The organism is Sphaerisporangium sp. NPDC049002, assembly GCF_040649355.1.
GTDB lineage: Bacteria > Actinomycetota > Actinomycetes > Streptosporangiales > Streptosporangiaceae > Sphaerisporangium.
Genome location: NZ_JBEZFH010000225.1, coordinates 1 through 12,190, shown reverse-complemented (window position 1 = coordinate 12,190; position 12,190 = coordinate 1). Strand labels below are relative to the sequence as shown.

The following is a 12,190-nucleotide window of genomic DNA, read 5'->3' as shown; positions in this document are numbered from 1 at the left end:
GCAACCGCAGGCCGAGGCGGTCCGACAGCTGGTGGGCGAGCTGGGTGAGGCGCAGCGAGTCCAGCCCGAGGTCGACGAAGGTGCTGCGGTCGTCGCGTGTGGGTCGTCGACTTCAACCGCCAGTCCCTCGACAGGGTGGTGCCCAACATGGGCGGCACGCGGCTGCAGGGCATGTTCGCCGCCGCCGGCTGGCAGGTCCTGACGGTGAAGTACGGCGGGCTGCTGGAGGACCTGTTCGCGCGGCCGGGCGGCGAGGCGCTCCGCGCCCGCGTCGACGGCATGTCGAACCCCGAGTACCAGCGGCTGCTCCGCTGCGACGCCACCGAGCTGCGGGCCCGCCTCACGGGTACGTACGCCTCCGTCCCCGGCGCGGACCCCGGAGCCATCGCCGGGCTGCTCGCCGGCGTGGACGACACGACGCTCCACGCCGCCATCCGCAACCTCGGCGGGCACGACCTGTCCGCCCTGCGCGAGGCGTTCGCGGCCATCGACGACACCCGCCCGACCGTGATCTTCGCGTACACGGTCAAGGGATACGGGCTGGCGAGCGAGGGGCACCCGCAGAACCACTCCTCCCTGCTGACCACCGACCAGCTCCACGCGCTCGCGGCACGGGTCGGCGCCGACCCCGCGCGGCCGTGGACGCCGTTCCCCGAGGGGAGCGCCGCCGCGCTGCGCTGCGCGGACACCGCCTGGAGGCTGCGCAGGACGCCGCCACCGCCGCAGGCCGTCCCGGACGTGCCCGAGGACTTCGGGCGCACGCCGCACGGCACCGCGACGACGCAGGCCGCGCTCGGGCGCACGCTGTTCGACCTCACCCGCCAGGCGCCCGGCGCCGGGGCCCGGGTGGTCACCGTCAGCCCGGACGTCAGCTCAAGCACCAACCTCGGCGGCTGGCTCAACAAGGTCGGCGTCTGGGCCACCGACGAGCGCAGGAACTGGTTCGACGACGACACCGAGACCATCCTGCACTGGCGCGAGCGGCCCACCGGGCAGCACATCGAGCTCGGGATCGCCGAGACCAACCTCGTGGGACTGCTCGGCGAGCTCGGGGCCACCTGGTCCCGCTGGGGCCAGCCGCTGCTGCCGATCGGCGTGGTGTACGACCCGTTCGTGGAGCGCGCTCTCGAACCCTGGTCCTTCGGCATCTACGCCGGAGGGCAGTCCATCCTGGTGGGCACGCCGTCCGGGGTCAGCCTCGGACCGGAGGGCGGCGCGCACCAGTCCATCAAGACGCCGTCCATCGGCATCGAGCAGCCCGGCTGCACCGCCTACGAGCCCGCGTTCGCGCTCGACCTGGAGTGGTGCCTGCTGGCGTCCCTCGCGCGGCTCGGCAGGCCGGACGGGCGTTCGGCGTACCTGCGCCTGTCGACCCGGCCCGTGGACCAGACCCTCGCGAACGTCCCGGCCGACCCGGCCGCCCGTGGGCTGCGGCGGCGCCAGGTCGTCGCCGGCGCCTACCCCCTCAGGCGCCACGAGAGTCCCGTCGTCACCATCGCGGCGATGGGGGCGGTGGTGACCGAGGCGCTCGCCGCCGCGGCCCGCCTCGGCGAGCTGGGCGTCGGAGCGGACGTCGTCTGCCTGACGAGCCCCGGGCTGGTCTTCGAGGCCGTCAGGAGCCGCGGCGGCCACGGTGACGCGCCCACCTGGATCCTCGACAGCGTCTTCCCCGCGCGGCGCGCGACCCCGATCGTCACCGTCGCCGACGGCCACCCCCACACGCTGGCCTTCCTCGCGGGCGTCCACCAGGTGCCGGGCACGCACCTCGGGGTCTCGGAGTTCGGCCAGTCGGGAGGCCTCGACGACGTGTACCGCTACCACGGGCTCGACACCGACAGCATCGTCGCGGCGGCGCTGGACCTCGTCGACTGAGCGGAGGACGAAAGCCGGGTACGCCTGTGAGCCGTGTGGGCGATAGCGTGCGTGCATGACGGGCATATCCCGGCAGGCGCGGCAGTGGCGGATCCGGCGCGAGTTCACCGCCGCCAAGTCGGCGGCGGCCATCGCGTTCGGCGTCGTCGCGGTCGTCGTCTCCGGTGACACACGGGGCATGCTTCTCTGCGCGGCCGCCGCCGTGCTCCTCGGCGGGTTCGCCGCACGCGACCTGATCGCCCCCGTACGGCTGGCCGCCGACACCGAAGGGGTCACGGTCGTGACCGGGCTCGCGCGCCGCGAGCGGGTGCCCTGGTCGGAGGTGGCCTACATCCGGGTCGCACAGAACGCCCGGTACGGCCTGCGGTGGGACCTGCTGGAGATCGAGACCGCCGAGACGCTGCACCTGTTCTCCTCGCACGAGCTGGGAGCGTCGTGCATTGACGCGGCGGACGAGCTCTTCCGGCTCAGGTCGGGCTGAGCGTGCCCATCTGAGAGAGCGCTCTATTGAGGTATTGACTCGGGGCTCTCACAGGGTCAAGATCTGCGAAGTGCGGCTGCGGGGGGCCGCGCGATCCTCGCCGTGCCTCAAGAACGGACGCTCCATGACCAGACCCCCTGTCCGATCAGGTGCTCGCCGCGGCGCGTTGGCGGTGATGGCCGGCCTGGCGATCCTGGCAACCGGCGCCACCGGCATCCCGAGCGCGGGCGCCGACACCACCAAGGGCGTACGGCAGCCGGTGATCGGTAAGCCCGCCACGGACCACGGCTGCGCCCGCATCGAGAAGAGCCTGCCCACGCTCGCCGACTGGCCGAAGGTCAAGAGCGACATCAAGCAGAACCCCGCCGACGAGAAGCGGGTGGCGAAGATCGTCGCCGGCATGACGCTGGCCGAGAAGGTCGGGCAGATGACGCAGCCCGAGATCTCCGCCGTCACCCCGGCCGAGGTCGCGCAGTACGGCATCGGCTCGGTGCTCAACGGCGGCGGCTCCTGGCCGGGCGGCGACAAGCACGCCACGCCGAAGGCCTGGCTCGACCTCGCCGACGCCTACTGGCAGGCCTCCACGCAAGGCACGCGGACGAAGATCCCGGTCATCTGGGGGATCGACGCCGTCCACGGCAACAACAACGTCTACGGCGCGACGCTCTTCCCGCACAACATCGGCCTCGGCGCGGCCCACGACCCCTGCCTCGTCCGCGACATCGGAGCCGCGACCGCAACGCAGATCCGCGCCACCGGCCAGGACTGGGCCTTCGCCCCCACGCTCGCCGTCGTACGCGACGACCGGTGGGGCCGCACGTACGAGGGCTTCTCCGAGGACCCCCGCATCACCCGCGCCTACGGGTACGAGGCCGTCAGGGGCCTGCAGGGCGGCGACTCGCGCGGCATCGGCGGCAAGGGCGTCATCGCGACCGCCAAGCACTTCATGGGCGACGGCGGCACCCTCAAGGGAACCGACCAGGGGGTCAACCCCTCCTCCGAGGGCGAGATGATCAACATCCACGGCCAGGGCTACTATGGCGCGCTCGCGGCCGGCGCCCAGACCGTCATGGCGTCGTTCAACAGCTGGACCAACGCCGACCTCGGCATCGACGAGGGCAAGCTGCACGGCAGCAAGCGCGCGCTCACCGACATCCTCAAGCAGAAGATGGGCTTCGACGGCGTCGTGGTCTCCGACTGGAACGGCATCGGCCAGGTCGCCGGGTGCACCAACTCCAGCTGCGCGCGGGCGATCAACGCGGGCATCGACGTCGTGATGGTGCCGAACGACTGGAAGGCGTTCATCGCCAACACCATCGCCCAGGTGCGTGCCGGTGAGATCCCGATGGCGCGCGTCGACGACGCCGTGACACGCATTCTGCGGGTCAAGCTGCGCGCCGGGGTGTTCGACGCGCGCAGGCCCTCGGCCCGCTACAAGGCCGGATCGGCCGACGCGCTCCAGGCCAGGCAGCTCGCGCGCGAGGCCGTCCGCGAGTCGCAGGTCCTGCTCAAGAACAACGGCAGGGTGCTGCCGCTCGCCCCCCGTTCCAAGGTGCTCGTGGTCGGCAAGAGCGCCGACAGCATGCAGAACCAGACCGGCGGGTGGACCCTTACCTGGCAGGGCACCGGCAACACCAACGCCGACTTCCCCAACGGCACGACGATCCTCGGCGGGCTGCGCGAGGCGCTCGGCACGTCCAACGTCACCTTCAGTGAGACCGCCGACGGCGTCGACCCGGCCGCGTACGACGCGGTCATCGCGGTCATCGGCGAGACGCCGTACGCCGAGGGGGTCGGCGACCTCGGGCGCCGCACGCTGGAGGCGGCCAAGCTCTACCCCGGCGACCTCGCGGTCCTGGACAAGGTGCGCGGCAAGGGCGCGCCCGTGGTCACCGTGTACGTCACCGGCCGCCCGCTCTACGTCAACAAGGAGCTCAACCGCTCGGACGCGTTCGTCGTGGCGTGGCTCCCCGGCACGGAAGGCGGCGGCGTCGCCGACCAGCTCGTACGGACCTCCCACCGGAGCGAGGGCTACACCGGCAAGCTGTCGTACTCCTGGCCGAAGAGCGCGTGCCAGACCCCGCTCAACCCCGGCGGCGAGGGCTACGACCCGCTCTTCCCGCTCGGCTACGGCCTGCGGTACGGCCAGACCGGATCGGTCGGCACGCTCGACGAGGCCTCGCCGGAGTTCGCCTGCGGCTCCACGGGCGGCGGCGGCACCGCGACCGAGGACCTGGAGCTCTTCAACCGTACGGACGTCGCGCCGTACAAGAGCTTCATCGGCTCCGCCGAGAACTGGGGAGGCACCGAGATCGGCGTCGACGGGACCGCCGCGCACGCCGAGATCAGCGTCGTGCCCTCGGACGTCAACGTGCAGGCGGACGGCCTCAAGGCCACCTGGAACGGCACCGGGCCCGCGCAGATCTACATGCAGGACCCCGCGGGCGGCAGCGACCTGCGCGGCTACCTCAACGCCGACGCCGCGCTGGTCTTCGACACGATCGTCCACCAGGCTCCCGCGGCGAGGACGGTGATCAGCGCCCACTGCGTCTACCCGTGCTTCGCCGAGGTGGTGGCGACCTCGCTGTTCCAGAACCTGCCGGCCGGGAGCAAGGCCACCGTCAAGATCCCGGTGTCCTGCTTCGCCTCGAACCTGGACTTCGAGAACGTCAACACGCCGTTCCTCGTCTACACCGACGGCGCCTTCTCCGCGTCCTTCGCCAATGTCCGGTGGTCCCCGAACGCCGCCAAGGACCCCGACGCCCGCAAGTGCTCCGACCTGACATGAGCCGGCTTGCCACAGGCGGACCGGCGTAGGCCGTTCCGCAGAGTGCCACGGAAAGGGCATGCCCTTTCCGTGGCACTCTCAGCGTCGGCGGGGCGATGAGAAAGCCCCTATCAACCGGTTACTATTTCTCTGCTGTAAGTGCACAGCTATCCAGGTGACAGTGGCCTATGCATCACGCGGTGTGCCCTCAACGGGCGGCGACGACCCCCTGGACGATCTCGTGGACGGCACCGAGGACCAGTTCAGGCTGGGCGTGCTGCACGTAGTGCTCTGTGGTGGCCGCGACCACCAGGCGCCCGCGGGTCGAAAGCGCGGCAAGGAGCCTGGCCTGCTCGGTGACGGCCGTCGGCTGGCCTCCCGCGGAGATGACCACGACCGGCAGGTCCCCCCACGCTCGCGGACGGACCGTCGCGCGGACCTGGGCGGCGCTCTCCACCGACGTCCAGGCCTCGGAGCGGGCCGCCGCCATGCTCCTGGCACCGTAGACGACGACGGCGTGGGCGCGGGCCGCCCCGGTGGCCTCGGGCGGTAGGAGCGCGTCGCCCCACAGCCTGAGCAGGCCGAGGCGGGCGATGAGCTGGCCGGCGGTGAACTGGACGGCCAGAAGAGGCCGGGAGATCCGCAGCGCTGAGACGGCCGTCTCGTCCGTGACGTCGATCAGGACCAGCCCCGCGGTCAGACTCCGCCATCGGTCGGCGAAGACACGTACGATGTTCCCGCCATAGGAGTGTGCGACGAGGACGTACGGCCCCGCCTCCCCTGCGGCGGCCAGCAGCGTGTGCAGATCCTCGGCAGCGTGCTCGGCCGTAGGCGGCAACGGGCCGTCCTCGCTCCAGGCGTATCCGGCCCGGTCGTAGGCGCACACCCGGTTGCCGGCGGAGAGCCGCCGCTGGATCACCTCCCAGCTCGCGCTCGACTCCGCCAGCCCCGCCTCCAGCACCACGGTGGGAGCGCCTGTCCCGGTGCAGTACAGGTGCAGGCGATGGCCACCCACGTCAATCAGCCGTCCAGGCGGCCTGTGGTGGGCGGCGTCGCCCCGCTGGGCGTTCGTCTCATAGACGAATCCCACGCCCGCCGCCAGCACGAGCAGGGCCGCGCCCCAGGTGGTGATCCGCAGCAGCAAACGCCACACCCGGCGCCGTCTGCCGGGCCGCGCCACCTTCATGTCTTCATCTGTCACACCATGAATCTAGGGAAGCGACCCGCGCCGCCCCTCCTCCGCACAGCCGAACCCGTTGTGCCACTGGCACCTCAACCGTGGCAGCCCCCTCCTCCCTCAGAAGGAGCGGGCACGGGCCCTGTGGGCGGCCTGGCGGCCTGGCGGCACGGCGAGCCGCGCGTCCGGTGCGCCGGTCCGCCCGGTCAGGTGGTTGTGCGGACGGCGGCCACCGCTTCGATTTCGATGAGGATGTCGGGGTGGAAGAGGCATGCTACCTGGACGAGGGAGCTGGTGGGCGGGCGGTTCAGGTTGACGAACCCGTCTCTGGGACGCGGGCGACGTGGCTGTACCCGTTGGTCGCGGGCAGCGTCGGTGGAGTGCTGAACTCGACGCTTTCATGGTCGGCATCATCCCACCGCCCGCCCCGGCCCGGCGTCCGGCGGTGGGATCATGCGGCGGAGGTGACCTGGTACCTGTGACCTGCGTCGTCAGGAAAGGGCTCGGTGGACTTCGATGTGCGGGGGTCAGGCGCGGTGTACCTCGAACAGGAAACAGCCGAACTCCACCGCCCGCACATGTACCAGCGCCACGTCGGGGTCCGCGAACTGCTGAGCCAAGATGGGGGGGTGACGATGCGGGGCGGACGCCCGGCATCGTCGCGGACGCGCAGCTCGGCGAGGACCTCGGCTTCGATGGCGAATGTACGGACAGTGCTCATAGGTCCATGCTTCGCTCCGCCGATTCGATGTGCTGGCGGGAATCGGCCCTGGTTGTGGGCCTGCAGCCGATCGACGCGGAAGTGCCGCCGGGAGGTGGTCTCCGGCGGCACTTCGGTCACGGGGCGGCTTCCGGGGGCTGGTGGGCCCCCGGAGCCGTTGAACCGCTGGTGTCAGTTGCGGACGATGGTGAAGGTCGACGTCGTGTTCTTGATGTCCACGGCGTTGTTGCTGAGGGTCAGGTTGTTGAAGGTGGCCGTGCCGACCGCCGGGCCCTGGCCCGGCTCCGGCAGCTCGTTCACCCAGATGCCGAACCCGGACTTGGCGTCGAACGCGTCACCGCTCTTCTTGGCGCCCGTGATGGAGACGTTGGTGAAGATGGTGTCCTTGACCGGGAACTGCGGCTGGCCGCCGACGTAGTTCGTCTGGAACATGATGCCGCTGTAGGTCGGGTCCACGATGTCCACGTTGTTCACGCGGATGCCCTGGAAGACCTTGGAGGCGGAGAAGATCCAGATGCCGGGGAAGGTCTGCTGGCCCCAGAAGTGACCACCCGCGCGGACGATCGAGATGTTGTCGAACGTGGTGGGCGGGGAGGCGCCGAAGCCGTTCATCGGGTAGCCGAAGTCCAGCGAGCTGATCGTGATGCCCGAGTAGGTCAGCGTGTCGGCGATGTAGATGTTCCTGAAGGTGTTCGCGTACCCGCCGTAGACCGCCACGCCGGCGGCACGCCAGGGGAGGATCGCCGTCAGGTTCTCGTACACGTTGTTCTTCTCGTCGGCGCCACCCGCGTCGATGGCCGAGAACAGCGCGAAGCTGTCGTCACCCGTCGAACGGGCCTCGTTGTTGCTGACGAGGTTGTCCGTGCTGCCGTTCGTCATGTTGATGCCGTCGGCGAACGTGTCACGGATGCGAGAGTTCTTGATCGTGATGAAGTCGGTGTTCGCGCCCCAGTACATGCAGACCATGTGCTCGACCCAGATGTTGTCGATCACCATGTTGGCGACGTTGGAGAAGTCGAACACCTTGCCCGGGCCGTCGATGCGCGAGGTGTAGTTTCCGAAGTAGGCGAAGCCCGAGAACGTCGACCCGTTGGCGGTCGCGTCGGCGCGGAAGCCGACGTCGGTGTTGTCCTGGGTGGTCGGCGCGAAGAAGCGCGTGTACCAGGGACCGGCGCCGACGACCTTGATGCCCTTGCCGTACACCTGGAACTTGTTGGACGTCTGGTAGTCACCCGGCGGCAGGTAGACGCCGACGAGGCTGGTGTCCTGGCGTGCCTTGTCGAGCGCGTTCTGCACGTCCTGATGGGTGAAGCCGGCCGGCACCGCGTACTTGGCGGGGTCGGGGTTCGGGATCACCGACACCTGCTCGGTGTTGATGAAGTCGATCGCGTAGTTGGTGGTGTTGGCGGCGTCCTTCTGGAGCCTGATCTTGCTGCCCGCCGGGACGGTGGTCCCGAGCATGACGTTGGCCTCGTCGTAGATGTGACGCGGCCCCGCTCCGGGCGAGTTCTGGGGGCTGGTCTCGTTGCCGTACAGCCAGGCGTACTTGGACGTCAGGTTGATGGGCTTGAGGAAGGTGCCGTTGACGTAGATGTTCAGCGTCGAGTTGATGCCGCCGCCGCCCGCCCCGTCCGGGATGGAGAACCGGGTGACGAGGGTGTTCGTGCTGGCCTTGGTGGTGAACTCGACGTAGCTGCCGGTGGAGTTCAGCGTGACGGCCTTGCGGCCGGACGCCTCACCGGCGGGGTCGCCGATGTCGCGGTTCGGGCCGACCACGGCCGCGCCGCCGCCGACGACGGCGTCCTCGGCCTCGTAGCTGTCGTAGGGCATGTTCGCGCCGCGGCCGACGAAGAACGGCTGGGTGACGGTGTTGTTGGCCTGCTTGACCGGCAGCTCGTTGGCGTCGTTGGCGAGCACCGTCTTCACGGTGTACTTGCCGTTGGCGGCCGTCCAGGTGCCGAGGTTGACCGGGCTGGTGGTGGCGCCGGGGGCGATCGCGCCGGTGTAGGAGCCGGTCAGCGTCTTGACGACGGTGCCGGCGTCGTTGGCGACGGTCAGTGTGATGGCGTGGGCGCCGCCCGCGGAGGCCACGGTGCCCTGGTTCTTGATCGCCACGGAGAAGGTGACGTTGTTGCCGGCCGCCGGGTTGCTGGGCGACCAGGAGGTCCCCGGCACGAGGTCGGAGGTGTCGACCGGCTTGACGACGAGCGAGGAGGGGTTGGTGTAGCTGTTGTTGGTCTCGTTCTGCTCGACGACGCTGTCGGCCTCGTCGACCTTGGAGCTCAGCGCGTAGGTGCCCGCGTCACGCGCCCCGATGTTGGCGGAGACGGTGCTCGTCGCTCCGGCCGCCAGCGCGCCGACGGCGGCGGTGCCGACCTTCGTGGTGCCGAGGTAGAAGTTGACGTTCGTCGCGCCCGAGGAGGCGGTGCCGATGTTCTTGACCGTGGCCGACAGCGTGATGGCGTCGGTCTCGATCGGGGCGGCCGGGGACGACGACATGCCGGTGATCGTCAGGTCGGGGTTGGGGGCGGCGGTGCCGATGACCTGGAACTCCGCGGCCTGGCCCGCAGGGGCGCCGGAGTTGCTGGTGAACTTGAGCTGGACGTCGGCGACCCTGCCGCTGACGGGGATGCTCACCGAGTTCCCGGAGGCGGGGTTGAAGGTGTAGACCGTCGCCGAGGACAGGTTGGCGAAGGTGGTCGCGCTCTGCTCACGCCCGAGGACCTGGATGGTCTGCGTGCGCGTGCCCCACGAGCTGTCCGGGTTGAGCTTCACCACGACCGAGTTGACGTCGGCGTTCGCGCCGAGCTGCACGGTGAGGGTGTTGGGGTACGCCCCGCCGTTGCCCTCCCAGTACGTGGTCACGTTGTTGTCGTTGGCGTTGGTGGGCACGAAGGTGAAGACGGATCCCGAAGCGGTGATCGGCTTGCCGACGGCGAGGTTCGAGCCTCCGCCCCCGGTGCCGGTACGGGTGACGGTGTTGCTGTTCCCGGACTCGTTGCCCGCCGCGTCCTTGGCCTTGACGTAGTAGGACACCGTCGCGGTGTCGGGCTGGTTGTCCGTGTAGGTCAGGACGTTGCCGGCCACGCTGCCGCGCAGGGCGCCGTTGGCGTAGATGTCATAGCCGGTGACGCCCACGTTGTCCGTGGAGGCGTTCCAGGTCAGCTTGATCTGGCCCGAACCCGGCACGGTGTAGGCGAGGTTGGTCGGCGCGGTCGGTGCCTGGGTGTCGCCGGTGACCGGGCCGTACACCTCGAACTCGGAGATCTGGCCCGCCGGCCATCCGGTGTTGCCGGTGATGTTCAGCCGTACGTACCGGGCGGTGGTCGCGGTGAAGTTGATCGTCACCGTGTTGCCGGTCGCCGGGTTGAACGTGTAGCCCGCGGAGCCGACGATGTCGGAGAACGTGCCGTTCGTGCTGCCTTGCACCACCAGGGTCTCGGTCCTGGTGGCCCAGCTGGTCGACGGCGGAAGTTTGAGGACGACGCTGTTCACACTGACGGCGGATCCGAGGTCCACCTGCACCCACTGCGGGAAGGCGTTGTTCGCGCTCTCCCAGTAGGTCGCCGGGTTGCCGTCGTTGACGTTGGCGGCCTGGTAGACGTCGGCGTAGCTGCTCGCCGAGGCGGCCTTGCCCGACGCCAGGTTGGGGCCCGCCGCCGAGGCCGGGAGCACCGGCCCCGCCAATACGAGCAGGCTGGTCGCGACCATGCCTGCGACCAGCCTTAACGCTGGGTACTTCAGTTTCATTGAGTTCTCTATCTCTCGTCTGGAACGACAGGGTGTAGCGGGAGTACGTGACCTCCGCCGCGCGACGCTTCGAGGTGTCGCTGGGGGGTGCCGATCTCAACGCAGACGGCGATGAACGCTGCAACCGAAGGGTCGTGGGGGCGGCGACCGACCGCGCAATGCCGAAGCCGACATCACCTGGGCCTCCATGGATGGGGGCGGGGCGGGTGCACGGACGCAGTGCGTTCCAGCCAGAACTTGCGGAGTTAAGAAAGAAATAGAACAGTGATTTGCAAGAATCTTGCAGGTCGTTGGCCAAAGGTTACATACGTGCTACGGCCGCGTCAACGGTTTGGAAAGCCCGGCTTGGTATGACACGGAGCGGTTACGGCCAACCCACCCGGTCTGCCCGAATTCGGGTTATCTGTGGTCCTGGATACCCGTCGTCCGGAAGTGGCGGACCCGTCCAGAGGAGGGGCGCAAGGGCCGCGCGCGTCGGCCGTTCCGGGGGACTGGAGGGCTCGGATCGCCGGCGGTTCCAGGGGCGCGAGATGGTCGCACCGGGTATCGGGATGTCCGTATCCCTGTAATTCGGCCGATATGGGTCATCGGTGAAATCACCGGTTCCTCCCCGCGCGTGAAACCTTCCAGTCACGCCCCTTCCAGCCATGACATGCGCGCGTAACACTGGGGTACGTGTCTCCCGCCTCCCGCACGACGCAGGCACGTACCCTCCGCGGTCGAAGCGGCGAGCAGGACGCCCTGCGGCGGCTGCTGGACGGCGCCCGCGACGGCTCGGGCGGGGCGCTGCTCCTGCTCGGCGGGCCGGGGATGGGCACGACCGCCCTGCTGGACTTCGCCGCCGCCCAGGCCGGTGACTTCCTCCTGCTCAGGACCTCCGGGGTGGAGGCGGAGTCCCGCCTGGCGTTCTCCGGGCTGCACGGCCTGCTGCGCCCGCTGCGGGAGTCCCCTGCCCGGCTGCCCCAGGCTCGCGCGGCCGTCCTCAGGAAGGCGCTGGAACTGGGCGTGGCCGACGGCGGCCTCGCCCTGTCGGCCGCGGTACTGGACCTGCTGTCCATGGCCGCCGCGCACCAGCCGGTCCTCGCCTGTGTCGACGACCTCCACCATCTCGACGAGGCCAGCCGGGAGGCCCTCTTCTTCGCCGCCCGGCGCCTGGACGGCGAGCGGATCGCCCTGGTCTTCGGGGCGCACGACGACCGGACCGCGCCGAGGGGCGTCCCCGTGCGCGTCCTCGACCGGCTCGGCGCGACCGCCGTCCGGGAACTGGTGGACGACCTGGCCCCCCTGGGGCTCGGCGAGGACCTGCGGGCGTCGCTCGACCGCATCGCGCGAGGCAACCCGCTCGCCCTCACCGAACTGGTCGGCGCGCTGACCCCGGAGCAGATGGCGGGAGCCGCCGCGCCGCCCGAGTCGCTGCCGCCG

7 protein-coding genes and 1 pseudogene are annotated in these 12,190 nt (G+C 70.0%); 4 read left to right on the top strand and 4 right to left on the bottom strand.

Going from position 1 to position 12,190, the window contains the following annotated elements:
• Nucleotides 1–82, bottom strand: a pseudogene (locus AB0B89_RS30630) (acyl carrier protein); the annotation flags it as partial.
• 14 nt (nt 83–96) lie between these two features.
• Here AB0B89_RS30630 and AB0B89_RS30625 point away from each other — a divergent pair.
• The 3 genes from AB0B89_RS30625 to AB0B89_RS30615 all read left to right on the top strand — a co-directional run bounded on the left by AB0B89_RS30625 (nt 97) and on the right by AB0B89_RS30615 (nt 5,141).
• A complete protein-coding gene (locus tag AB0B89_RS30625; protein WP_358559747.1) occupies nt 97–1,872 on the top strand; it encodes a pyruvate dehydrogenase in 1,776 nt (591 codons plus the stop codon).
• Nucleotides 1,873–1,927: 55 nt separating this feature from the next.
• Nucleotides 1,928–2,353 (top strand): PH domain-containing protein, encoded by a 426-nt coding sequence (locus tag AB0B89_RS30620; protein WP_358559745.1) that lies wholly within the window; start codon nt 1,928–1,930, stop codon nt 2,351–2,353.
• 124 nt (nt 2,354–2,477) lie between these two features.
• On the top strand, nt 2,478–5,141 hold the full coding sequence (locus AB0B89_RS30615) for an exo 1,3/1,4-beta-D-glucan glucohydrolase (RefSeq protein ID WP_358559743.1): 2,664 nt from the start codon (nt 2,478–2,480) through the stop codon (nt 5,139–5,141).
• 187 nt (nt 5,142–5,328) lie between these two features.
• Here AB0B89_RS30615 and AB0B89_RS30610 read toward each other — a convergent pair whose 3' ends face one another.
• From AB0B89_RS30610 to AB0B89_RS30600, 3 genes are all read right to left on the bottom strand, one after another.
• Nucleotides 5,329–6,321, bottom strand: a complete 993-nt coding sequence (locus tag AB0B89_RS30610) for an alpha/beta hydrolase (protein WP_358559741.1) — start codon at nt 6,319–6,321, stop codon at nt 5,329–5,331.
• A 503-nt stretch (nt 6,322–6,824) separates the two neighbouring features.
• Nucleotides 6,825–6,917 carry a DUF1203 domain-containing protein gene (locus AB0B89_RS30605; RefSeq protein ID WP_358559739.1) on the bottom strand — a complete coding sequence of 31 codons (93 nt, stop codon included), beginning with the start codon at nt 6,915–6,917 and terminating at the stop codon, nt 6,825–6,827.
• Between the two features lie 272 nt (nt 6,918–7,189).
• Nucleotides 7,190–10,729: a discoidin domain-containing protein gene (locus AB0B89_RS30600; protein ID WP_358559737.1), complete on the bottom strand. Its 3,540-nt coding sequence runs from the start codon at nt 10,727–10,729 to the stop codon at nt 7,190–7,192.
• A gap of 714 nt (nt 10,730–11,443) precedes the next feature.
• Between AB0B89_RS30600 and AB0B89_RS30595 the strand changes: the two genes are divergently transcribed.
• Nucleotides 11,444–12,190: AAA family ATPase (locus AB0B89_RS30595; protein WP_358559735.1), on the top strand; the 747-nt coding region annotated here is incomplete at its 3' end.

Coding starts and splice junctions, on each gene's coding strand:
- AB0B89_RS30615 (WP_358559743.1), top strand. CDS start 2,478: ATGACCAGACCCCCTGTCCGATCAGGTGCTCGCCGCGGCGCGTTGGCG.
- AB0B89_RS30600 (WP_358559737.1), bottom strand. CDS start 10,729: ATGGTCGCGACCAGCCTGCTCGTATTGGCGGGGCCGGTGCTCCCGGCC.
- AB0B89_RS30620 (WP_358559745.1), top strand. CDS start 1,928: ATGACGGGCATATCCCGGCAGGCGCGGCAGTGGCGGATCCGGCGCGAG.